The 24064-nt window shown below is 66.8% G+C and carries 20 protein-coding genes; 12 read left to right on the top strand and 8 right to left on the bottom strand.

Features of this window, described 5'->3' with window-relative positions:
* Nucleotides 1-249: 249 nt before the first annotated feature.
* On the top strand, nt 250-1617 hold the full coding sequence (locus NTD88_RS27450; RefSeq protein ID WP_262153326.1) for a tetratricopeptide repeat protein: 1368 nt from the start codon (nt 250-252) through the stop codon (nt 1615-1617).
* Here NTD88_RS27450 and NTD88_RS27445 read toward each other — a convergent pair.
* Entirely contained in the window at nt 1604-2608 is a 1005-nt protein-coding gene (locus NTD88_RS27445) for a P1 family peptidase (protein WP_262153325.1), read from the bottom strand. The genes NTD88_RS27450 and NTD88_RS27445 overlap by 14 nt on opposite strands.
* Nucleotides 2609-2915: 307 nt before the next feature.
* Here NTD88_RS27445 and NTD88_RS27440 point away from each other — a divergent pair, with 307 nt between their 5' ends.
* From NTD88_RS27440 to NTD88_RS27410, 7 genes are all read left to right on the top strand, one after another.
* Nucleotides 2916-5336 carry a TonB-dependent receptor plug domain-containing protein gene (locus NTD88_RS27440; protein WP_262153324.1) on the top strand — a complete coding sequence of 807 codons (2421 nt, stop codon included), beginning with the start codon at nt 2916-2918 and terminating at the stop codon, nt 5334-5336.
* Nucleotides 5337-5397: 61 nt separating this feature from the next.
* Nucleotides 5398-6741, top strand: a complete 1344-nt coding sequence (locus tag NTD88_RS27435) for an LLM class flavin-dependent oxidoreductase (protein ID WP_262153323.1) — start codon at nt 5398-5400, stop codon at nt 6739-6741.
* Nucleotides 6738-7676, top strand: coding sequence for a 5'/3'-nucleotidase SurE (locus NTD88_RS27430; RefSeq protein ID WP_262130373.1), 939 nt, complete (start codon nt 6738-6740; stop codon nt 7674-7676). Before NTD88_RS27435 ends, NTD88_RS27430 begins: the two co-directional genes overlap by 4 nt.
* Entirely contained in the window at nt 7673-8689 is a 1017-nt protein-coding gene (locus tag NTD88_RS27425; RefSeq protein WP_262153322.1) for an LLM class flavin-dependent oxidoreductase, read from the top strand. The genes NTD88_RS27430 and NTD88_RS27425 overlap by 4 nt, the downstream gene beginning before the upstream one ends.
* Nucleotides 8686-9714: an LLM class flavin-dependent oxidoreductase gene (locus NTD88_RS27420; RefSeq protein WP_262153321.1), complete on the top strand. Its 1029-nt coding sequence runs from the start codon at nt 8686-8688 to the stop codon at nt 9712-9714. Before NTD88_RS27425 ends, NTD88_RS27420 begins: the two co-directional genes overlap by 4 nt.
* Nucleotides 9715-9753: 39 nt before the next feature.
* Entirely contained in the window at nt 9754-10767 is a 1014-nt protein-coding gene (locus tag NTD88_RS27415) for an LLM class flavin-dependent oxidoreductase (protein WP_262153320.1), read from the top strand.
* Nucleotides 10757-11890: an LLM class flavin-dependent oxidoreductase gene (locus NTD88_RS27410; RefSeq protein ID WP_095158457.1), complete on the top strand. Its 1134-nt coding sequence runs from the start codon at nt 10757-10759 to the stop codon at nt 11888-11890. Before NTD88_RS27415 ends, NTD88_RS27410 begins: the two co-directional genes overlap by 11 nt.
* Nucleotides 11891-11934: 44 nt before the next feature.
* Here NTD88_RS27410 and NTD88_RS27405 read toward each other — a convergent pair whose 3' ends face one another.
* On the bottom strand, nt 11935-13011 hold the full coding sequence (locus NTD88_RS27405; protein ID WP_262130367.1) for a sigma-54 interaction domain-containing protein: 1077 nt from the start codon (nt 13009-13011) through the stop codon (nt 11935-11937).
* Here NTD88_RS27405 and NTD88_RS27400 point away from each other — a divergent pair.
* From NTD88_RS27400 to NTD88_RS27385, 4 genes are all read left to right on the top strand, one after another.
* Nucleotides 13010-13231, top strand: coding sequence for a hypothetical protein (locus NTD88_RS27400; protein ID WP_262153319.1), 222 nt, complete (start codon nt 13010-13012; stop codon nt 13229-13231). The two genes, NTD88_RS27405 and NTD88_RS27400, sit on opposite strands and share 2 nt — an antisense overlap.
* A gap of 109 nt (nt 13232-13340) precedes the next feature.
* Nucleotides 13341-15626, top strand: a complete 2286-nt coding sequence (locus NTD88_RS27395) for a TonB-dependent receptor (protein ID WP_262153318.1) — start codon at nt 13341-13343, stop codon at nt 15624-15626.
* 9 nt (nt 15627-15635) lie between these two features.
* Nucleotides 15636-17210 carry an alkaline phosphatase D family protein gene (locus tag NTD88_RS27390; RefSeq protein ID WP_262153317.1) on the top strand — a complete coding sequence of 525 codons (1575 nt, stop codon included), beginning with the start codon at nt 15636-15638 and terminating at the stop codon, nt 17208-17210.
* Nucleotides 17211-17298: 88 nt separating this feature from the next.
* Nucleotides 17299-18066 (top strand): hypothetical protein, encoded by a 768-nt coding sequence (locus NTD88_RS27385; protein WP_262153316.1) that lies wholly within the window; start codon nt 17299-17301, stop codon nt 18064-18066.
* A gap of 50 nt (nt 18067-18116) precedes the next feature.
* Here NTD88_RS27385 and NTD88_RS27380 read toward each other — a convergent pair whose 3' ends face one another.
* The 6 genes from NTD88_RS27380 to NTD88_RS27355 form a co-directional block, all read right to left on the bottom strand.
* Nucleotides 18117-19004: a transporter gene (locus NTD88_RS27380; protein WP_262153315.1), complete on the bottom strand. Its 888-nt coding sequence runs from the start codon at nt 19002-19004 to the stop codon at nt 18117-18119.
* A gap of 93 nt (nt 19005-19097) precedes the next feature.
* The gene (locus NTD88_RS27375; RefSeq protein WP_262153314.1) at nt 19098-20189 is read right to left on the bottom strand and encodes a hypothetical protein; all 1092 of its coding nucleotides are present in this window, start codon (nt 20187-20189) and stop codon (nt 19098-19100) included.
* Between the two features lie 18 nt (nt 20190-20207).
* Nucleotides 20208-21224, bottom strand: a complete 1017-nt coding sequence (gene dmpG / locus NTD88_RS27370) for a 4-hydroxy-2-oxovalerate aldolase (protein WP_262153313.1) — start codon at nt 21222-21224, stop codon at nt 20208-20210.
* 7 nt (nt 21225-21231) lie between these two features.
* The gene (locus NTD88_RS27365; RefSeq protein WP_095158449.1) at nt 21232-22692 is read right to left on the bottom strand and encodes a 2-hydroxymuconic semialdehyde dehydrogenase; all 1461 of its coding nucleotides are present in this window, start codon (nt 22690-22692) and stop codon (nt 21232-21234) included.
* Nucleotides 22693-22703: 11 nt separating this feature from the next.
* Nucleotides 22704-23627 (bottom strand): catechol 2,3-dioxygenase, encoded by a 924-nt coding sequence (locus tag NTD88_RS27360; RefSeq protein WP_095158534.1) that lies wholly within the window; start codon nt 23625-23627, stop codon nt 22704-22706.
* A 29-nt stretch (nt 23628-23656) separates the two neighbouring features.
* A complete protein-coding gene (locus NTD88_RS27355) occupies nt 23657-23962 on the bottom strand; it encodes a 2Fe-2S iron-sulfur cluster-binding protein (protein ID WP_262153312.1) in 306 nt (101 codons plus the stop codon).
* Between the last annotated feature and the right edge of the window lie 102 nt (nt 23963-24064).

Below are 24064 nucleotides of genomic sequence, written 5' to 3'. Positions count from 1 at the left end.
GGTCCAGCGACTGTGCCAAGGGTTTTAGCAAGCGCTGTGCCACGGCCTCCGCACCCCGTAAAGCCTGGCGCTACGCCGGGTTGCCGGCGCCGGACTGATGAAAAAGCCACACCTGCGGCTGGCCGCTGTGGAAAAAGCAACAGTGCCGGTGCCGGCCCGCCCGCGAAGGGCCGCGCAACACGGGCCTGGCCGCGCTGGCACAGGGTTTGCCCTGTTTGCTGACTTCGAACCATTGAAAATGTGAGCGCCATGTCACTGGACTACCTGGGCAACCCCATCGATACCGACGACCACGACGCGCGTCAGGGCCTGGATGATTTCATCGCCGGCTTCATCGGCTACCAGCCCCGCGCCGAAGCCATCCTCGCCAGCGCCGACCGCCACCCCGAATCCGCCCTGAGCAACGCCCTGGCGGGGATCCTGCTGATGTTCGTCGAATCACCGGAAGGCCCGGTGCTGGCCGAGCGTTATCGGCAGCGGGCGGCCAGCGTCGAGCCACTGCACCCACGGGCGGCGCTGTACCTGGCGCTGTTGCAGGCGTGGATCGCCGACGACCTCGACCGCGTGCTGCTGCTCGCCGGGCGCGTGCAGGCGCAGTACCCCCGCGACCTGTTCGCCGCCAAGCTCAACCAGTACGTGGAATTCAACCGTGGTAACTGGCCGGCGCTGCTGCGCGTCGGCCTGAGCGCGGTGGCGGCGGCGCCGGACATCGCCCAGAGCCACGGCATGCTGGCCTTCGCCTACGAGCAATGCCACCTGCTCGACGAGGCCGAAGCCAGCGCGCGCCAGGCCCTGGCCCTGCAACCGAGCGAGCCCTGGGCCCAGCATGCGCTGGCCCATGTGATGCTGACCGAAGGCCGCATCGACGAAGGCATCGCCTTTCTCGAAGACGTGAAGGCGCACTGGCAGGGCCTGAATTCGTTCATGTACACCCACAACTGGTGGCACCTGGCGCTGTTCTACCTGGCCCGGGGTGAGGATGCGCGGGTGCTGGAAATCTATGACCGGCATGTCTGGGGCATCCTCCCCGAGTACTCCCAGGACCAGATCGGCGCGGTGTCGCTGCTGGCCCGGCTGGAACTGGCCGGCATCAACGTCGGCGAGCGCTGGCAGGAACTGGCGCCCTGGCTGCAGAAACGCCACGCCGATACCGTGCAGCCGTTCCTCAGCCTGCAATACCTCTACGGCCTGGCCCGGGCCGAAAAACCCGAGGCCGACCTGCTGCTGCAAGCGCTGCGGCTCCACGCCCATCAGGCTCCGGTCTTCAGCCGGGCGGTCTGGGCCGACGTTACCCTGCCGGTGGCGGAAGCGCTGCTGGCCCATGCCCGTAGCGATTTCCCGCGGGCGGCGCGGCTGCTCGCCGGCAGCCTGCCGCGGCTCAACGAGATTGGCGGCAGCCATGCCCAACGCGACCTGTTCGCGCAGATCGAGCTGGATGCGCGGCTGCGCGCGGGTGAATGGGAAGTCGCCCAGCAAACCCTGGAATTGCGCCGTCGCTACGACGCCCTCGACGTACCGACCAACCGCAGCCTGGCGCGGGTCTACCGCGAACTGGCCTTGCCGGCCCTGGCCCGGCAGGCCGAGGACCGGGTCGAGCAAGTGCTCAGCCAGCGCTAGCCCGCCGCGCTTCGTACACGCCCCGGGCAATCGCCCGGGCCACACAATCGGCGGCGGCCGAACCGATGCTGCCGATCCGCACCTGACGCTGGGCGCCGCCGCCCAGTTCCACCGCGCCGGAGGCCAGGGCGAACACCGTGTCGCCATCGAACGGCAGGTGCGCCGGACGCACCGCCCGGGCGATGCCGTCCTGAGCCATGATCGCCACCCGCTTGCATTCGGCGGTGTTCAGCCGCGCGGTGCTGGCCACCACCACCAGCGTGGTGTTCGCCCCGGCTTGCAGGCGGCCCATGGAATCCAGCCGCGACAGCTCCGGGATCGGGTCGCTGCAATCCTGGTCGCCTTGCGGTCGGGCGCCGCCGAACTCCCCGGCAATTTCCCAGGGCCAGGCCCAGAACGTCTCGCCGTCGGGCATGTACACCGAGCCGATGGGGTTAGCGACCACCAGCGCGGCGACCATCAGGCCGTCGCCGAGGTCCAGCGACGCCGAGCCGAGGCCGCCTTGCAGCACCCCGGCCATGGCGCCGCGCCCGGCACCGACCGCACCGAGGGCGAACTCACTGGCGCTGTTGCCCAGGGCTTCAAAGCCGAGGCGGCGGTATGGCGGCTCCAGGCCCCATTGCTTGTCGCCGCCGTTGGCCAGGTCGTGGAGCACCGCGGCGGGGACGATAGGGATGGCCGGCGCGCCGGCTTTCAAGTGCAGGCCGACGCCTTCGACCGACAGCGCCGCGGCCACGGCATCCGCCGCGCCGAGGCCGAACACCGAGCCGCCGGCGAACACCAGCGCATGCAGTTGCCCGACCATGTTTTCCGGTTCCAGCGCCGCCGTCTCCCGCCCGCCCGGCCCGCCGCCGCGGATATCGACGCTGGCGGTCCAGACGCTGTCGGTGCGGATCACCGTGACCCCGGTGTCGACCCGGGGATCGGTGGCGTGGCCGACGGTCAGGCCGGGAATGTCAGTGAGGGCGTTGCGGGGACCGGGGAGCGGCATAAGCGGGAATCCTGAAAATCGATGTGGTGGTGCCAAGGTCCTCAGCAAGTCATATGCCATGTGGGACAGGTGTGCAGCTCATCACGATGGCTCGGCGCCCCGACTCGTCCGCGCTGGCCTGATCACTGTAGAAAAACCAACACCCTGCCCCCGCCACCGCTGAAAAATCACCAACCACCCTCGCCGCCCCGCCTCAACCCCCTGTTTTAAAAGCCCTTTCCCGACTGGCACAGCCCTTGCTCCTGCCCCATCACCAGAGCTTGCCCCAACAAGCCGCCCCTACTGACCTCATCGGAGTAAGCCCCTCATGCGTTCCTCGAATTTCGGCGGATTGCGGCCGCCTCACAAAGTTTTCGCCTTCAGCCTGCTGTTCCTCGCCCTGAGCGACGCGGCAACCCCGGTGCTGGCCGCCGACAGCGATAACCCGCTGGACACGGTGGTGGTGATCGGCAACCGCGGCCAGGCCCGCACCCTGGCGGAAAGCCCGGCGCCGGTGGATGTGATTTCCTCCAAGCAACTGCTCGCCACCGGCCAGGGCGACCTGACCCGTGCCCTCAGCCGGGTGCTGCCATCGCTGAACCAGCCGGCCTCGTCGGGCTTCGGCTCGACGTCGGTGGTGCGCCCCATCAGCCTGCGCGGGCTGAACGGCGACCAGGTGCTGGTGCTGGTCAACGGCAAGCGCCGGCACAACAGCGCCCTGCTCAACAACGGCACCTACCTCAATTCCGGCTCGCAGCCGGTGGACCTGGACACCATCCCCACCGCGCTGGTGGACCACGTCGAAGTCCTGCGCGACGGCGCCTCGGCCCAGTACGGCTCCGACGCCATCGGCGGCGTGGTCAATATCGTGCTGAAACAGACCGACCACGGCGGCAGTGTGTCCACCACCTACGGCCAGAACTACGAGAACGGCGACGGCGAAACCACGCGGCAGACCGGCAACGTCGGCCTGGCCCTGCCCAACGACGGTTTCATCAACCTCGCCCTGGATGTGAAACAGCAAAAGATCTCCGACCGCTCGGACAAGGCGCCGTACACCGACAGCGCCGGCAACACCAGCCTGCAACACACCTACTACGGCACCGGCCTGCCGGAAGCGCGCAATTTCAGCCTCGGCTACAACGCCGAACTGCCGGTCAGCGACGCCCTGAGCCTGTATTCGTTCTCCACCTACACCCGGCGCAACTCCGAGAAGCCGCTGGCGTTCCACCAGCCGGCCAGCTTTGACGGCATCGCCACGCCGTTCCCGGAAGGCGTGGAAGACACCCTGCGTTTCATCGAAAACGACTTCCAGGTGGCCTTCGGTGGCAAGGGCAACGTCGCCGGCTGGGACTACGACTTGTCCACCACCTACGGCCAGGACCACGCCGAAGCCACCCTGCGCCACACCTACAACCTCAGTTACGGCGCCAACTCGCCGACCTCGGTGGACACCGGGGTGAAAACCTTCAGCCAGTGGACCAACAACCTCGACCTGACCCGCGCCTTCGACCTTGGCCTGGACAAACCCACGCAGATTTCCTGGGGCGTCGAGCACCGTTACGAGAACTACAAGATCGGCAAGGGCGACTACGCCTCCTACGCCAGCGGCCCGTTCACCACCGGCGCCAGCGGCAACCCGATCGCCCCGGGGACCATCTCCGGTGCCGGCACTACCCCGGCCGACGCCGCCGAAAAAGGCCGCACCAGCCTCGGCGCCTACGCCGAGATCGGCCAGGACCTGACCGATAAATGGCATGTCGACCTGGCCGGGCGCTACGAGGACTACAACGACGGCTCGGGCACCACCAGCAACGGCAAGTTCTCCACCCGCTACCAGTTGACCCCGATCCTCGCCGTGCGCGGCACCTTCAGCACCGGCTTCCGCGCGCCGTCGCTGGCCCAGCAGATCTACAGCTCGACCTCGCAGAGCAACGTCAACGGCAACCTGATCGACTACCGCAACGTCGCCGTCGATTCCGCCGTGGCCAAGGCCCTCGGCGCCACTACCCTGAAACCGGAGAAATCCACCAACATCGGCTTCGGCCTGACCCTGCAGCCGAGCGACGCCACCAGCGTCACCCTCGATGCCTACCAGATCAAGATCAAGGACCGCATCGCCCAGACCGGTTACCTCGGCGGCACGCCGCAGATCAACGCCATCCTCGCCGCCGCCGGCCTGGCCACCAACCAGTCGGTGACCTACTTCACCAACGCCCTCGACACCACCACCCGTGGCATCGACCTGGTCGGCGACTACCGGCAGAACCTCGGCGCCTGGGGCGGCCTGCGCTACACCCTCGGCTTCAACTGGAACACCACCGAAATCGACGACATCCACGCCTCGTCCGTGGCCCAGCAAGCGCTCGGCCCGACCGGTGGCTACGACCGCCAGCGCCAGGGCAACCTCAAGCACGGCCTGCCGGAATCCAAGCTGTTGCTGGGCGCGACCTGGACCTTCGACAAGATCGACCTGAGCCTCAACCTGACCCGCTACGGCGAATACACCCAATACGGCACCGTGGAACTCTACGACCGCACCTTCTCGCCGGCGTGGATCACCGACCTCAACCTCGACTACCACCTGACCCCGGCCCTGACCCTCACCGCCGGCGCCAACAACCTGTTCAACAAATACCCGGAGCGCACCAACCTGCCGAGCAGTTCGGGCGCCTTCCCTTACGGCAACTTCTCGCCCTACGGCACCACCGGTGGCTACTGGTACACCGGCCTGAGCTACAACTTCTGACCCGCCGCCCCGCCGGCGTCGTCGCCGGCGGGGCTTTCGTCGCAACACGGGAGCCGATTCCATGACCCGCCGTACCGATCAACTCAAGCTGGGCGCGTTTCTGGCCAACAGCGGCCATCACGTCGCGGCCTGGCGCCATCCGCTGGCCCAGGCCGACGCCAGCCTGGATTTCGACCACTTCAAGGCCATCGCCCGCAGCGCCGAACGCGGCAAGTTCGACGCGCTGTTCGTCGCCGATGTGGTCGCCCTCTGGGGGCACCACCTCGACGCCCTGAGCCGCACCGCCCGCGGCGAGCACTTCGAGCCGCTGACCCTGATGGCGGCGCTGGCCGCGGTCACCGAGCACATCGGCCTGATCGCCACCGCCACCACCAGCTACAACGAGCCGTACCATATCGCCCGCAAGTTCGCCTCCCTCGACCACCTGTCCAAAGGCCGCGCGGCCTGGAACCTGGTGACCTCGGTGGTCTCCGACGAGGCCTGGAACTTCGGCCGCGAAACCCACATCGAGCACGCCGACCGCTACCAGCGCGCCGAAGAATTCCATGACGTGGTCAAGGGCCTCTGGGACAGTTGGGACGACGACGCCTTCCCGCGGGACAAAGCCAGCGGCCAGTACTTCGACCCGGACAAGCTGCACACCCTTAATCACCGTGGCGCGCATTTCGCCGTGCGCGGCCCGCTCAACGTCGCCCGCCCGCCACAGGGCCATCCGGTGCTGGTCCAGGCCGGCGCCTCGGAGCCGGGCAAGGCCCTGGCGGCGCGGGTCGCCGAGGTGATCTTCGCCTCGCACCACGAACTGCCGGCGGCGCAAGCCTTCTACCAGGACATCAAGCAGCGCGCCGCGGCGCTGGGCCGCGACCCCGAGCACATCAAGATTCTCCCCGGCGTCACCCCCTTCATCGGCGAAACCCGCGCGCAGGCCCAGGCGCTGTTCGACGAGTTCCAGGCGCTGATCGACCCGGTGCTGGGCTTGCGCCTGCTGGCCGACACCCTCGGCGAGGACATCGACCTGTCCGGCCATGACCTCGACGGGCCTCTACCGGAAACCCCGCCCGGCCAGCGCGGCAGCCGTCGCGACCACGTGCTGGAACTGGCCCGCCGCGACAACCTGAGCATCCGCCAGTTGTACCTGCGCCTGGCCGGCGGCAACCCGGTGATCGGCACGCCCGAGGACATCGCCGACAGCTTCGAAACCTGGTTCCAGGCCCGCGCCTGCGACGGTTTCAACGTGTTCTTCCCGTATTTCCCGGGGTCCATCGACACCTTCGTCGATCAGGTGATTCCGCTGTTGCAGGCCCGCGGGCTGTTCCGCCGCGAATACGAGGGCCGCACCCTGCGGGAAAACCTCGGCCTGCCGCGCCCGGCCAACCGCTTCAGCGCGGCGACGGAGGTCAGCGCATGAACAAGCTGCCCTGCCTGGTCCTGGCCCTGTGCGGCCTGGCCGCGAGCCCGGCCTTCGCCCTGAACATCCTGCTGAGCAACGATGACGGCTATCGCCACCCGAATATCCGCGCGCTCTACAGCGCCCTGAAAAGCGCCGGCCATCAGGTGAAGATTGCCGCTCCGCAAAGCGAACAGAGCGCCCGTGGCGGCGCCTTCATCTATGGCCGGGAAGTCACCGTCGGCCGCGACGACGACCCGGCCTACCCCGACAGCTACTACATCAGCACCCACGAAACCGGCCTGTGCAGCAGCGCCGCCTGCGCTGGGCAAGAGGTGCAGATCGAGATCAGCGGCACGCCAGTGATGGCGCTGCTGATGGGCCTGAAAAAGGTGCAGCCGCAACCGGACCTGGTGATCGTCGGGCCGAACCCCGGCAACAACGTCGGCGCGATCAATAGCGCCTCCGGCACCTTCAACGCCGCCAGCTTCGCGGTGCGCGCCGGCTACCCGGCGCTGGCGGTGAGCACCGACCTCAAGGACAAGGACCCGCAGCGCGTCGCCGCCCAGGTGGTGAAGCTGGTCGATGCCCTCGACCGCCATCGCCAGCCCGACGGCAAACTGCTGCCGGCCGGCCTCGGCCTCAATATCAACTTCCCCGCCGACACCAGCCTCAAAGGCGTGCGCCTGACCCGCATCGGCAGCTACGTAGGCTTCGACACGCGCTACACCGACGACCTCGGCAAACTGTTCCCGAAACTCGCCGGCAAGCCCGGTATCAGCTTCGAATACAGCGCGCCGGCCACCCCGGCCCAGCAAGACGACGAAGCGGTCTGGCTGGCCAAGGGTTACCTGACCATCAGCCCGTTCAACGGCCTGCTGGAGTCCAGCGATCAGGCCGGTGCGGCCAAGGCCCTGGCCGGTTTGCCGCTGATCCCGCAGGAGCAGCGACCATGAGTGGCGGATTTTCCCTGGGCTTTCTCAACCGGGTCTATCACCCGCATTTCGACGCCAAGGTCTACCGCGAGACCCTCGAGCTGTTCCAGGTCGCCGAAGAGCTGGGCTTCGACAGCGGCTGGGTCGCCCAGCACCACTTCGCCAGCGAACAGGGGCGCCTGCCCTCGCCGCTGGTGCTGCTCGCGGCGGTGGCCCAGCGCACCCGGCGCATCGCCCTCGGCACCGGGATCATCGTACTGCCGCAGGAATTGCCGCTGCGCCTGGCGGAAGACGCCGGGGTGCTCGACCTGCTCAGCAATGGCCGGCTGGAACTGGGCCTCGGCGCGGGCTTCGACCCGGACAGCTTCCGCGCCTTCGGCTTGCCCCACGAACAACGCCACCGCGACTACGAAAACCACCTGCAAGTGCTGCAGGCGGCCCTCGGCAATGCGCCGCTGAACGCCGAAGGGCTGCGCCTGCAACCGCTGTCCCCCGGCCTCGGTGGCCGGCTCTGGGAAGCGACCTCGCGGGTGGAATTGGTAGCGGCCCGCGGCAACGGCCTGATCATGGCGCCCAACCCGCACCTGCCGGCCGAAGCCAGTATCGAGGCGGTGCAGCGCTACCGCGCCGCCTGGACCGGCGACAACGGCACGCCGCCGCGGGTGGCGCGGGTCCAGGGGGTGTTCCCCACCGCTGGCATCGGCGGCGATGACAGCGCCCTGCGCCGCGATATCCACACCTACCTCCAGCGTCAGCACAGCATCGGCGTCTACCACGGCCCACTGGACGCTGACTTCGGCGACACCCTCACGCGCCTCGGCGTGCTGCATGGCCCGGCGCAGTCGATCATCGACGGCCTGCGCGGCGGCCCGCAACTGAGCGTGCATGACCACCTGATCGTCCAGGTGCAAAGCGCGAGCACGCCACTGCGCGACGCCATCCGCGCCCTGGAAATCATCAGCGAGCAGGTCGCCCCGGCCCTGGGCTGGCGCCGCGCTGCCGCAACCACCGTCAAGGAAGCTGCCCTGTCATGACCGTCGCCCGTTCACGCCCGCTCAAGCTGGGCTTTCTCACCCACGCCTTCGGCGAAGAGCCGAAGCAGGTCTACAACGACCTGCTGGAGCAATTCGACGTCGCCGAAGCCCTCGGTTTCGACGGCGGCTGGATTGCCCAGCACCACCTGAGCAACGGCTTTGGCCGGTTGCCGTCGCCACTGTTGTTTCTCGCCGCGGTGGCCGAACGGACCCGCCATATCGAGTTGGGCACCGGGGTCATCGTGCTGCCCTTCGAAGACCCGGTGCGCCTGGCCGAAGACGCCAGCGTGCTCGACCAACTCAGCGGCGGCCGGGTGCAACTGGGGCTGGGCAGCGGCGGCGCCAACCTGGACAGCTTCAGCGCCTTTGGCCGCGACGCGGAACAGCGGCAACAGCGCTTCAGCGCCGACCAACAGCGCCTGCAACGCTTGCTCGAAGGCCAGCCCGCCAGCCCCGACAGCGAGCAGACCCTGCAACCGCCCGCCCCCGGCCTGAGCCAGCGCCTGTGGCATTCCCATGGCAGCGTCGAAGGCGCGGCCTATACCGCGCAACAAGGCAACGGCCTGCTGCTGGGCACCGCCACCCACGATCCGCTGACCGTGCAAAAACCCTTGGCCGAGGCCTATCTGCAGGCCTGGGACCATCCCCACCTTGCCCCGCGAATCGGCGTGGTGCGCGCGGTGTTCCCGGCCAACGACCGCGCCACGGCCCAGGCCGAACTGGCGCCGGACATCGAGCGGCATATCCCGCGCCTGCAACGCGAAGGCCTGATCGACCAAGCCATCGACCTGCAAGAACACCTGCGCCTGATGAACGTGCACCACGGCCACCCCGACGAGGTGATCGACAGCCTGCGCCAGGACCCGTCGCTGCTGCCTTACGCCGACTACCTGATCGTGGTGGTGCAGGCGGAAAGCTCGACCCAGGCCCAGGTGCTCAAGCGCCTGGAAATCATCGCCCGGGAGATCGCCCCGGCGCTGGGCTGGCAACCCCGTGCTACCCAGACCCTGACGGCGGTGGGATGATGGCCCACCCTGTTTCCTTCACCCTCGCGGAGTCCGTGCATGGCCCTTGAGTTCAGTTGGCAATTGCCGCTCTGCGGGCCGGATGGCGCCAGCGACTGGGGCGCGCGGCCGGGCCAGTGGATCCAGTTGGCCCAGGCGGTGGAGTACGCCGGCATCGACGGCCTGTGGATCCCCGGCGGCGCGCCCTGCGCCGACAGCCTCGGCGTTGCGGCGGCGCTGTGCGCGCACACCCGCCAGTTGCACCTGACCGTCAGCGTGCCGCCCGAGGTGGTGCTGCCGGCCGCGTTGGCCGCCACGCTGCAGAGCCTGCAATCGATCAGCGCCAACCGCGTGCGCCTGCACCTGCCGGACAGCGAACGCGACAGCCTGCGCCACGCCTTCGGCGAATGGCTCAACCGCGACCAGCGCAGCGAGCGGATCGGCGAATACCTGGACATCCTCCAGCGTCTGCTCGGCGGCGGCGAAGCCGGTTTCAACTACAGCGGGCGCTACTTTCAACTGGAGAACGCCGGCTTCGCCCGCCGCGAACTGCCGGCCCCGCCGCTGCTGCTGGACGACAGCCAGAACACCGCGCTGATCGCTACCCATGCCGGCACCTGCCTGCTGCGCCCGTCGGCGCCGGCCTGGCTGGAACAGGAAATCCAGCGTCTGCGCGGCGCGCAACCGGCCTTAGGTTTCGCCTGCACCTTCGGCCTGATCCAGGGCGACAGCGAAGCACTGGCCTGGGAAGCCGCCGCCCAACACCTGGCGGTGGATGTCCAGGCGCTGCCGGCCACGGCCGCGCTGCCGAGGTTGTCCCGCGACCGTCATCCGCTGCGCCGCTTCGAAATCCACCCCAACCTGCTGCAACTGCACCCCGGCCAGCCGCTGTACCTGGTCGGCACGCCGCAGCAAATCGCGACCCGCTTGCAGGAACTGCATGGCCTGGGCATCGAACACATCGTTATCCAGGGTCAGCCGGCGGTCAGCGAAGTGCTGCGCTTTGGCGAGCGGATCCTGCCCCTGCTGCATGAGCAGGGCCTGCGCAAGGAGCGCCTGCACCATGGCCAGTGAACGCCGCCCGCCGATCGAACTCGACTGGTTCCTGCCCACCAACGGCGATGGCCGCCACCTGACCAGCAGCGGCCTGCCCAAGGTCGGCCTGTTCCAGCAGGGTGAACGCACGCCGACCCTGGATTACCTGCGGCAGATCGTCCGCGCCGCCGAGCTGTCCGCCTTCGACGGCATCATGGTGCCGACCGCCAGCGGCTTCGAGGACCCCTGGCTGATCACCGCGGTGCTGGCCCAGGAAGTGCGGCGCCTGCGTTTTCTCCTGACCTTGCGCCCGGGCCTCGAACTGCCGGCCTGGAGCGCCCACCGCGCGGCGACCTTGCAACTGCTCAGCGACAACCGCCTGGACCTGCATGTGGTCAGCGGCTCCAGCCGTTTCGAACAGCGCTCCCTCGGCGACTTTCTCGAACACGACGAACGCTATGCCCGCACCGCCGAATTTCTCCAAGCCTTCCAGGCGGTCTGGGCCGGACGTCGCCAGCCCCATCACGGGCGCTACTACCGCTGCGCCGGCGACAGCCCGATCGACCCGCGGGCGCAGGCGCCGGCGATCTACTTCGGCGGTGCCTCCAGTGCCGCCGAACAAGTCGGTGCCGCCCATGCCCAGACCTACCTGATGTGGTGCGAACCGCCCGCGATGATCGCCGAACGCATCCGCCACATGCGCGAACTGGCCGCGGCCGGTGGCCGCACGCTGCGTTTCGGCTTGCGTGTGCACGTGTTCGCCGCCGCCACCGATGACGCGGCGTGGAGCCATGTCGAGCGCTTGCTGGACGAAATCCCCAAAGAAGCCATCGACCGCGCCCAGGTGCAGATGGCGGCGTATGAATCGGTGGGTCAGTCACGCCAGACCGAACTGGTCAAAGGCCGTGGACGACGGGCGCGGGAACTGGAAGTGTCGGCCAACCTCTGGGCCGGCGTCGGCCTGGTGCGCGGCGGTGCCGGCACCGCGCTGGTGGGCAGCTACCAGCAGGTGGCGGAGCGGATCGAGGAATACCATCAGTTGGGCGTCGATTGCTTCATCCTGTCCGGGTTTCCCCACCTGGAAGAAGCAATCCACCTCGGGGCGGAGCTGTTGCCGCAGTTGCGGCGGCTGGGGGCGGGACGGGCGCGGCGCAAGGGGTGATTCTTCGACAGCCTTGAGGGCGTCATCGCCCTCAAACAGCAACCTCAGCTCGAGGAGCGCCCCTTCAACATCCCATGGTTCACCAACAAGGTCCGCATGGCATTGCGGGTAATCCCCAGCAATTCTGCCGTGCGCAATTGGTTGAAACCGCAATGGGCAAACGCCTCGCGCACGATCAGGTCCTCGATATCGTGCAGCAACGAGTCCCCCGGGGTTTCGAACAGGCGCAGCAGTTGTTCGCGAATCACTTCCTGCGGCAGCTTCGGCGCGCCTGAAGGCCCTGCCTGCAGGGCGCTGAGCCCCGCTGAGAATTTCAGGTGCTCGGGCCGGATCGGTTTGTCGCCGGCCACCAGCAAGGCCAGGTGCACGACATTCTCCAGCTCGCGGATGTTCCCCGGCCACGGGTAATCCAGCAGCGCCTGGGCCGCCGACTCCGAGAGCATCGGTTCGTTGATTTTCAGCCGCGCGCTGTAGAGCTTCCGGAAGTGCTCCACCAGCGGCAGGATGTCCAGCGGCCGCTCGCGCAGCGCCAGCACTGCGACCTGGGCGACATTGATGCGGTAGAACAGGTCGAGACGGAAGTTACCCGCCTCCACCGCCTGTTCCAGGTTGACGTTGGTGGCGGTCACCAGGCGGATGTCGATCTTCACCGGCTTGCGCGAGCCGACCCGCACCACTTCCTGCTCCTGCAGCACCCGCAGCAGTTTCACCTGCAACGGCAGCGGCAGGTCGCCGATTTCATCAAGGAACAGGGTGCCGCCGTCGGCCTCTTCGAACCAGCCGGCACGCCGGCCGGTGGCCCCGGAGAAGGAGCCTGCTTCGTGGCCGAAGAACTCGCTCTCGGCCAGGTTTTCGCTGATGGCGCCGCAGTTGACGGCAATGAACGCGCCCTTGCGCCCGCTGGCGGCATGGATATACCGCGCCACCAACTCCTTACCGGTGCCCGTCTCACCATTGATCAGCACCGGCGCGTCGCTCGGGCCGACCCGTTGCAGGTATTCCAGCAACTGGCGCGAGCGCGGATCGGCGAAGACCAGCGCCTTGGCGCGGATCGACAACGGGTCCTTCTCACCCTGGGGCAAGGTCAGGATGGGGTTCAGATGTCCCTGAGAACCGCTCATGGCAAATATGTCCCGGTGTCAGCGTCTGGTGGATAAGGCTGTACTCTACTGGCGCTTGCTTATAGCCAGAAAGATTAAAAAAGCATTAGAAAATAACCGCTTGAACAACCTGCTGATTCCGCAACAACCTGCGCCGGGCACTGTTGCTAATCAACCGCGCGCCCCGCTCCACGTCCCGCCAATTGGCAAAAATTCTTTCAGAATCATGACAAAACGATGATGGCATAGCGCTTGCTATTGGCTCGTCTGCTTACTCTTCACAGAGCGGCCCTTACGCGATCCGGCCCTGAAGCCGGCGTTCGCCTCGCATTTTTCAAGGGATACCCGCCATGCCCACACTGCTACGCAACCGTCATCCACTTCGCCCACTCGGCCGTCGCCCGTTACTGCTCGCCAGCGCGCCGCTGCTGTCGCTGCTGGCCAGCGATGTCTTCGGCCAGCAGACTGATGCCGAAACCACCACCGCCTTGCCGAGCGTCACCGTCACCGCCCAGCGCCACGAGGAATCGGCCCAGGACATCGGCATCGCGCTGACCGCCCTCAGCGGCCAGGACCTGCAGGACAAGGGCGTCACTGCGGTCAACCAGTTGCAGAACTACGTGCCCAACCTCGACATCGCCCCACAGTACGGCAGCGGCAACCCGCTGTTCCGTATCCGTGGTGTCGGCCTCAAGGATTACGGCAGCAACAACACCTCCACCGTCGGCGTGTACCTCGACCAGGTGGCGCTGCCCTACCCGATCCAGACCCAAGGCCAGCTCTTCGACCTGGAGCGGGTGGAAGTTCTGCGTGGTCCGCAAGGCACCCTGTACGGACGCAACAGCACCGCCGGCGCGATCAACTTCATCACCAACAAGCCGACCCGCGAACTGCACGGCGGCCTGACCGGCAACTACGGCTCCTACGATGCCGGCAGCGTTGAAGGCTTCATCTCCGGGCCATTCAGCGACACCCTGCGCGGGCGCCTGTCGTTCATCACCGAACAGGGCGGCGCCTGGCAGGACAACCGCGTCACCGGGCAGAGCCTCGGCGACAAGGACACCACCTCGCTGCGCGGGCAACTGGACTGGGACGCCAGCGACAGCGTCAACTTCAACCTCAGCGTGCACGGCGGCCAGGACAAGTCCGACAGCCGCGGTTCGTACCTGTATCAGGGGCTGAAACCCAACGCCACCTACGGCGGGCGCTACGCCACCATCGCCCCGGAAAACAACGGCAAGAAAACCGGCTGGGGCCTGACCCCGGGCTTCGCCGGGTTGACCGGACTGTCGGTGAAAGACAAGCCGCACCGCGACAACGACAACACTGGCTTCGCCCTGACCGGCACCTTCGACTTCGACGACCACCTGACCCTCACCAGCGTCACCGCCTCGGACAGGTTCAGCCGCCGCGAATACATCGACTGGGACGCATCGGAGATCCCGCAATCCGACGAGTTCTTCGATTCCCAGGTCGAGGTGTTTTCCCAGGAGTTGCGCCTGGCCTCCCACGGCAACGAGCGCTTCAACTGGCAGACCGGCCTGTATTTCGCCAAGGACCGCCTGGACGAAGAGTTCTACTCCGACTTCAGCGCCAACCTCGGCTATGGCACCTTCACCTCCTACGGCCAGCGCTCGCGCACCTACGGCGTGTTCGCCCAGGGCGACTACCGCCTGACCGATGACCTCAAGCTGATCGTCGGCCTGCGTCAGGAAAAGGAAAACCGCGAACTGAACGACTTCAGCACGCGGCGTATCCTGGTCAACAACGGCGCCTACAGCTACGGGCCGAGCACCTTCCCCGCCGCCGACAGCGACCTGGACAGCAACTCAACCTCATGGAAGCTCGGTCTGGAATATCAACTGACGCCCTCGACCCTGGTCTATTCCACCGTCAGCCGCGGCATCAAGTCCGGTGGCTTCACCGCCTACAACTCCAGCTATGTCGAGCAGATCGCCCCGGTCAAACCGGAGAAACTGCTGGCCTATGAAGTGGGCTTCAAGAGCGACCTGAGCAACACCCTGCGCCTCAACGCGGCGGCTTTCTATTACGACTACCGTGACCAGCAATACCAGTCGCAGGTGTGGATCAGCCAGCAGGTGGGTAACGTCGGCCGCCTGGTGAATATTCCCAAGTCGAAGATCTACGGCTACGAGCTGGAGCTGCAATGGGAACCCCTGGCGGGCCTGACCATCGGCCAGTACTTCGGCACCAAGAAAGGCAAGTACATCGACTACGAAGGGCTCAACAGCACCGCCACCCGCGCGGTCAATTTTGCCTACCCGGTGTTCACCGACTTTTCCGGTTCCAGCCTGAGCAACTTCCCCGAAACCAGCTACGGCGGCCAGGTGGAGTATGTCTGGGAGATTCCCGGCTTCATCCTCAGCGCCCAGAGCGATTACTCGTACCACGACAGCATCGCCGGCAGTAACGGCACCACCACCGAGGCGTATTGGCTGGCCAACGCCCGTCTCGGCCTGAAACCGGTGGGCGGCAACTGGTCGGTGGCGCTGTGGGCACGCAACCTGTTCGACAAGAAATACGACCTGTACCACGGCTCGTTCCTCTCCAACGCGCAAATGGCCACCCCCGGCGATCCGCGCTCGGTCGGCGTCCAGGCCGGCTACAGCTTCTGAGGAGAACTCATGACCCGTGATCTGCACCGCCGGCAGGCCTTGCGCCTGCTGGCCGGCGTCGCCGCGGCGCCTTTGCTGCTGCGTTATGGCCGGGCCTTGGCCGGCGTGAGCACGCCTTTCAGCCTGGGGGTCGCCAGCGGCGATCCCTGGCCGGACGGCTTCGTCATCTGGACCCGCCTCAGTGCGGGACTGCCCGTTCCCGGCAACGAGCAGAACCTGCCGTCGAGCATTCCGGTGGACTGGGAAGTCGCGCTCGACCCGGATTTCCGCCGCATCGCCCAGCGCGGTCGTACGCAAGCCCTGGCGCTCAACGGCCATACCGTGCATGTCGAACTGCGTGGGCTGGCTCCCGGACGCGAGTACTGGTACCGCTTTATCGCCCTCGGCGAGCGCGGCCCAAGCGGTCGGGCGCTGACCCTGCCGGCGCTGGGTGCGCCGGCCGAGCGCTTGCGCATCGGCGTGGCCTCCTGCGCCCATTACGAGCGCGGCCTGTTCAGCGCCTATCGGCACATGGCCGAGGAACGGCCGGACCTCGTGCTGTTTCTCGGCGACTACATCTACGAGTACAGCAACGCCCCCGGCACACCGGGGCTGGCCCGCTCGTACAACGCGCCGGAAGCCACCGACCTTGCCGGCTATCGCTACCGCTACGCCCTGCACCACAGCGACCCGGACTTGCAGCAATTGCACGCGGCCGCACCGTGGATCGCCACGTGGGACGACCATGAAGTGCAGGACGATTATTCGTCGGTCTACTCCAAAGACCCGGCCATCAACGTGGCCCGTTTCCAGCAACGTCGCGCCGCGGCCTATCAGGCGTTCCTGGAAAACCTGCCGTTGCGCCGACCACGGCTGGGCAGCAATGGCAGCCCGCTGATCTACCGCCGCTTCGCCTGGGGCGATCTGGCCAGCCTGCCGGTGCTGGACGGCCGTCAGTACCGCTCGAAACAACCGTGCTATCAGGCGCCGGCCTTCGGCAAGGGTCATATGGAAGTGGAAAGCTGCCTCGACCTCGCCGATCCCAAACGCACCTTGCTCGGCTTCGAGCAGGAGCGCTGGCTGTACGACGGCCTCAAGCGCAGCGACGCACGCTGGAACCTGCTGGCGCAGAACCTGTTGGTGGCACCGTTGCGCGCACAGCGCCCGGACAGCGGCGAAGCACGCTACTGGACCGACAACTGGGACGGCTACCAGGCTGCCCGTGGCCGCCTGATCGAAAACCTGCGCGACAGCCGCGTGGCCAACCCGGTGGTACTTAGCGGTGACTATCACTCGTTCTGGGCCAACCATCTGTACGAACGCCCGGAAGACCCGGCGTCGCGGCTGGTGGCGGCGGAATTCGTCGGCACCTCCATCACCTCCAACGGGCCGAGCTACGAGGCGATCCAGTCGATCCTGCCGGCCAATCCACAGATTCGCTTCTACGACAGCCGGCCGCGAGGCTACCTGTCGCTGGACCTGAACCGGGAGCGGCTGGAGGTGAAGATGCAGGCGATTTCGGACCGGCTTGACCCGCATGCCAGCGTTTCGACCCTCAAGCGCTTCGTAGTGGAAAGCGGTAGCCCGCAGGTGCTGGAGGTGTGAAGGATCGGCTAGCGGTCCATGGCCAGCCATGGGCCGCAAAAACAGGTATCCTGCACAACCGTTTCCGCGCACTTATCAAGGATGTTTCGTGTCGAACAGCCTGTCCCGCTTCTACCGCCCCGCCCTTATTCCCCTCACCCTTGGCCTGACGCTGCTCAGCGCTTGCAGCACCTCCCCCGATAAACCCAAGGTGGAGGTCGATCCGAAAGTGATGCAGCAATTCCAGAGCGATTTCCAGACCGCGCTGCGCCGGACCATCGCCAACAACGTTCTGCAGGATCAGGTGGGCACCACGCGCCTGCGTCTGATCGTCAACCGCGAAGGGCGCGCGGTCGCCTGCGAGACCTTGCCGGCCAGTCCCAAAGTGGCGCAAGGCATGTCCGGGCAAATACCGTTCACCAACCGCGCGGCGTTTGATCAGTTCATCGAACAGCAATGCTCGCGGGCGATCTTCCCCCCAGCGCCGGACGCGCTGTACGACGAAAAAGGCCAGGTCGAAGTGGTTGCCCCGGTAGGCGTGTCTTTCAGCAGCACACAGCCCGCGCCATGGTTGCAGCAAAATGCGCAACGCGCGTTCTTCCGCAAGCAATTGCTCGGCAACGAGCGGGTGAACAGCGTTGGCGTGGCGGTGGCCAGCTACCAGGCCGACGCCAAGGGCAAGACCACCGGTTGCCTGGTGTACCTGATCCCCGCTGAAGTGCGGCCAAACGACTTCAAGCTGGACGGCGACCTGCAAAGCCGGCTCAACAGCGCCTGCATGAAGCTTGACCTCAGCCAGATGCCGGGGTTTGAACCGGGGAAAGCGCAGGGGATGTTTTCGTTGGAATATGCACCCTGGACGGTAGGCATACAGTGACGACTTCGCGATGGTTCGGCGCCCCGAACCGTCGCGAAAGCCTCGGCTCTCTACAACGGCATCGTCAATTTCAGCCAGTACGCATCCCCCTCAGGCCGATTGCGCACATCGGTTTCATGCTGCCACTTGGCGGTGATGAACCACCCCGAGGCATCGCTGTACTTGATCGACGGCCCGATCGCGAACGCCTTGCCCTTGTTGTCCTCGACCCGATCACCATGCTGGCGGTCATCGGTGACCTGCTGGTAGATATACCCGCCAACCCCCACCACCCAGCCATTGCCCAAGCCCCAGCCCAGTGCGTAGTCGGCATGCGCTTCCTGCCCGGAGCGGTAGTCGGTATCGCGGTTGCGGCCGTTGAAGTCGTACATCAGTTTCAGGTCCAGGTTCGGCCCGTTTGGGTCGACATAGCTGAACGCCGCCACCGGTTCGGCCACCCAGTAGTTGCGGCCGATATTGGTCTGGCGGTCGCGGTCGTAGCTGCCGGTCGGGGCGATGATGTCCAGCGCGTACACGGCATGGAATTTTTCGCTGTAGTGGTAGCCCAGCGCCGGGCCGAAGATCACATCGCCGAGGCCGCGACGGTGGTCGCGGTTGCCGTTGACGGTCACGCTCAGGTCTACCAGCGGAGCGATGGCCTGGAACGCCAGGCTGCCGCCCAACACGGTTTCCTGGGTGACCCACACCAGGCGCGGTGCGACAACGTTGGCGCGCAGGCGGAAGTCCAGCGGCAGCGCGTGGCCGTCGTTGCCCATCAGGTCGTCCGCCGCGTAGTGCTGGGCATAGACCTGGGCGTACCAGCCCGGCGGCGGCAAGGCGCCGGACATGTAGTTTTCCGCGCCCATCGGGTACGACGAGCCACCGCCCTCGGTGGCCCAGCCCGACGTAGCCACGCTCAGCAGCGATGCAGAAACAGCGATCAGGATCTTGTTGTTCATGAGGTGAGTCCTTTATTCAAGGCGAACGCCGCCCACGCGCAAGCCGCGCGGCTGTGCGCCACGGCGTTCAGGAAAAAATGGGAAAGCGGGAAATCAGCGCCGGCGCAGCGGCCAGAAATCGAGGAACTGGCTGAGCACCACCAGCAGCGGGAAGGTCAGCGCCAGCAAGGCCGAGGCCAGCCAGAACTCCCTCGCGTAACCTGGCGCGCCGCTGTCCAGCGGTCCGCTGAGCCACGGCGCCAACGCCCAATACAGCGACGACAGCAGCGCGCCGGCGACAATCGCCACCAGCAGTTGCAGCACGCCGCGCCCTGGCCGACCGGCGAATAACTGCCCCTCGAACATCAGCAGCGGCACCAGCACCCCGAACAGCAAGGCAATCGCCCCGCGAGCCATGAACGGCACCGGCTCGATGCCCAGCCCGCGAGTGCCGGCGAAGTACAGCGCAGCGCTGACCAGCAGCACCCAGACGCTGCGGGCGAGCCCGGCCCAGGGTTGTCCGCTGATCCGCGACACCGGCCAGAAACCCAGCAACAGGCAGGCGAAGGTCACGGCCACGGTGGTCACCGAGAACGCCAGTATCTCCAGCGCCGGCAGCGCGCCGTGCGGGTCGAGGCGGTCAAGGTAGAACGGCGCGCCGGCCAGGGCCGAGAAGTCGAACAGCAGGCTGAACAGCCCGTAGCCCAGCAAGTACGCCACGACGAGAATGCCCAACCCCAGCGTCAACGGCTGACGCACGAGCGCCGCCAGCGGCCAGCATTCCCAGACCAGCACCAGCCAGAAGGTCACCAGCACGCAGAAGATCACGTACATCAGGGTGAACGGCGTCGGCGGCCCGACCTGTTGCGCCTGGGTGACGAATACCAGGCTGGCGATCAGCGCCGCCGCGAGCAAGGTCAGCGCCAGTTGCGCGAGCCCCCGCCACGGCTGGCCCAGCCCGTTCAGCCAGCCCGGATACTGGTTGCGCCAGACCATCGCCAAAACGATTTGCGGCGGCACGCAACAGACCAGGAAGAACGTCGCCCAGGTGGCAAAAAATCCGGCGCTGACGCTGCCGATCGCCAAGCACGACACCAGCACCACCAGCGCCAGCCCGAGCAGGCCGGTCAGCGGTTGGCGGGACGGCACGGCGGCCGCCCCGGGGTTTTCTACAACGGCCACATCGATATTGTTCTTGTTGTTCATGTGCGTTTCCCGTTGGCCTCAACCGGCCTTTTTCATGAGATCCAGCGCCACGTCGACGATCATGTCTTCCTGACCGCCGACCATGCGCCGCTTGCCCAACTCCACCAGGATGTCCAGGGTCTTCAGGCCGTGGCGCGCGGCGGCGGCCTCGGCATGCCGGAGGAAGCTGGAGTAGACCCCGGCGTAACCCAGGCCGAGGGTTTCCCGGTCGACCCGCACCGGGCGGTCTTGCAGCGGCCGGACGAGATCGTCCGCCGCGTCCATCAAGGTGTAGAGGTCGGTGCCGTGGTTCCAGCCCAGGCGCTCGGCGGCGGCGATGAACACTTCCAGCGGCGCGTTGCCGGCGCCCGCGCCCATGCCGGCGAGGCTGGCGTCGATGCGATCACAGCCCTCCTCCACGGCGACGATGGAGTTGGCCACGCCGAGGCTGAGGTTGTGGTGGGCGTGCATGCCGGTCTGGGTTTGCGGGTCGAGCACCGCCTTGAAGGCGCGCATGCGCTCGCGGATGTCCTGCATGTTCATCGCGCCACCGGAGTCGGCCATGTAGATGCACTGCGCGCCGTAGCTCTCCATCAGCTTGCCCTGCGCCGCCAACTGCTCGGCGGGGATCATGTGGCTCATCATCAGGAAACCGACGGTGTCCATGCCTAGCTCGCGGGCGTATTCGATGTGCTGGCGGGACACGTCCGCCTCGGTGCAGTGGGTGGCGACGCGCACCACCCGCGCGCCGGCGTCGTAGGCGGCCTTCAAGTCGTGGACGGTGCCGATCCCCGGCAACAGCAGCGTGGCGATCTTCGCGTGGCGGACCACGTCGGCCACCGCCTCGATGTATTCGAGGTCGGAATGGCGGCCGAAGCCGTAGTTGAAACTGGAGCCTTGCAGGCCGTCACCGTGGGCCACCTCGATGGAATCGACCTTGGCCGTGTCCAGTGCCCGGGCGATGTCCCGGGCGTTGTCGAGGGTGTACTGATGGCGGATGGCATGGCTGCCGTCACGCAGGGTGACGTCAGAGATATAGAGTTTCTTGCCGTTCATGGGCGCCTCAGAGTTTCACGCAGATGTTCTTGAGCTCGGTGTAGAACTCAAGCGAATGGACCCCGCCTTCGCGGCCGATGCCCGACTGCTTGCTGCCGCCGAAGGCGGTGCGCAGGTCACGCAGGAACCAGCTATTGACCCAGATGATCCCCGCCTCCAGTTGCCCGGCGACGCGGTGGGCACGGCCAAGATTCTCCGTCCACAGCGTGGCCGAGAGGCCGTAGTGGGTGTCGTTGGCCAGGGCGACGGCTTCGTCCTCGCTGTCGAACGGACGGATGTGGCAGCACGGGCCGAAGATTTCCTCGGTGACCACCGACGAATCGTCCGGCAGCCCGGTCCAGATCGTCGGCTGCACCCAGGCACCGCCGGCCAGCGCCGCCGGCATGTCCGGCACGCCGCCGCCGGTGATGACGGTCGCGCCCTGGTCGCGGGCCTGCTGGTAATAGGACAGGACCTTCTCGCGGTGGGTCAGGCTGACCAGCGGCCCGAGGGTGGCTTTCGGGTCATCCGGGGCGCCGATCACCAACGCTTCGGCGCCGGCCTTGAGGCGTGCGACAAAGGCGTCGAACACCGGCCGCTGCACATACAGGCGCTCGGTGCCCAGGCAGACCTGGCCGCTGTTGGCGAACACCGAGCGCAGCGTGCCTTCCACCGCCTTGTCCAGGTCGCAGTCGGCGAAGACGATCCCGGCGTTCTTGCCGCCCAGCTCCAGCGACACCGGGCGCACACCGTGAGACGCGGCGCGCATGATGGTTTCCCCGGTGCCGGTTTCGCCGGTGAAGGTGAAGGCGTCGACATCCGGGTGCGCGGTGAGGAACGCGCCCGCGGAATTGCCGCCCAGGCCCTGCACCACGTTGTACACGCCCTTGGGCACGCCGGCGGCGTTCATCACTTCACCCAGCAGCGCGGCGGTGCTCGGGGTTTCTTCCGACGGTTTGACCACCACGGTGTTGCCGCAGGCCAGCGCCGGGCCGACTTTCCAGGTCATCAGCAGCAGCGGCAGGTTCCACGGGCTGATCACCCCGATCACACCCCGCGGGCGCCGCACCGCATAGTTCAGCGCGCCCGTGCCGTCGGGGGTATCCATTTCGAAGGTCTCGGCGGCGACGTTCTTCACCGAGTCGGCGAACACCTTGAAGTTGGCCGCGCCGCGCGGGATGTCGATATGGCTGGCCAGCGAGCGCGGCTTGCCGGTGTCGCGGCACTCGGCGGCGAGGAATTCCTCGAAACGGGCGAGGATGCCGTCGGCGACCTTGTGCAGGATCGCTCCGCGCTCGGCCACGCTCATCCGCGCCCAAGGGCCTGTGAGGGCGGCGCGGGCGGCGCGCACGGCGGCGTCCACTTCCGCTTCGCCGGCTTCATGGACCTTGGCGAAGACCTCGCCGGTGCTCGGGTCGAGCTTGTCGAAGGTACGGCCGCTGGCCGAGGCGACATAGGCGCCGTCGATGAAATGCTTGATCTCTTGCATGGGGACAGTCCTCAGGTCAGTACGGTCAGGAAGCGTTCGTTCAGGATGCGGTCGTGGTAGAAGATCGCCTTGCCCAGTTCATCCGCCGACCAGGTCTGCGGCTTGTGGTCCGGGTAGTTGTAGTCACCCCCGGCGAACACCTCGTTGCGGTTGCCGGACGGGTCGAAGAAGTACACCGTCTTGCCGTGGGTCAGGCCGTGGCGGGTCGGGCCGATGTCCAGCGACGAATTGGTCATGGAGATCAGGTCGGCGGCGCGCAGCACGTCGTCCCAGGTTTCCAGGTAGAACGACACGTGGTGCAGGCGGCCCTGCTCGGCGTGCTGGATGAACGCGACGTCGTGGGCCTTGGTCGCCAGGCTCATGAACTGGGCAATGCGGTTGCCCTGGTCGTCCACCACTTGCTCGGCGAGGTAGAAACCGAGCACCTGGACCAGCAGGTCGTAGGTGGCCTGCAGCTCGCCGCCGTACAGCAGGCAGTGGTCGAAACGCACGGCGCGCATGCCTTTCAGGCCGCGAGGCCAGGCTTCCGGGTTGAAGTCGGAGACGCCCCACTTGCCGGTGTATTCCTTGTCCGCGTACAGCTCGAAGACATGCCCGGACGGCAGGTCGAACTGCACCCGCCGCCCGCAGCCCAGCAGGTCGCCGGCGGGCAGGTTGCGCACCGTGCAGCCCCAGGCGCGCAGCTCGCCTTCGAGGGTTTCCAGGGTCGCTTCGTCGCTCACCTTGTAGGCCATGAAATCCATGCCGGCCTCGTCGGCTTCCACCAGCACCACGGAGAATCTGTCCACTTCGGTCCAGGCCTTGAGGTAGACCCGGCCCCGCTCGTCACGCCCGGTCTCGATCAGACCGAGCAGGTTGATGTAGTGCTCCAGTGCCTGGGCCATGTCCAATACCCGCAACTGGACGTGGCCGGGACGCAATACGCCTTTCTTCATGATGAACACCTGTTGTCGTTGTTATGAATTCACCTGGCGACCCGGCGTACCGGGTCAGCCGTCTGTTCAATCAGCAGGTCACTGCGCGGATAAGTCCGGCAGGCCAGCGCATAGCCCTGCTCGCGTTCTTCGGGGGTGACCCGCGCGGCGCTGGTCGGGCCGCGATGGACCTCGCCTTCGAGCACGCGGATCTTGCACACGCCGCAGCCCCCGCCGCGGCAACCGACCTCGATGCAATGCCGGCCCTGGCGCTCCATGGCGCCGAGCAGCGATTCCTGCGGCTGCACCCGGAAGCTTTCGCCACTGGCCAGGCGCACCTGAAAGCCGTCGTCCATGCCCGTGCCTCCACCGTGTTGTCGTTATGGTTGTGGGTCCTGTAGGAGCGAGCTTGCTCGCGATGGGGCCAGCGGCCCAGGTGAGCTATATCGAGCAACCTC

Origin of the sequence: Pseudomonas sp. 20P_3.2_Bac5, from assembly GCF_025466035.1 — a bacterium.
Lineage (GTDB): Bacteria > Pseudomonadota > Gammaproteobacteria > Pseudomonadales > Pseudomonadaceae > Aquipseudomonas.
Note: the sequence above shows the minus strand (reverse complement) of the source record. Positions and strands in the feature narration are given on the sequence as shown.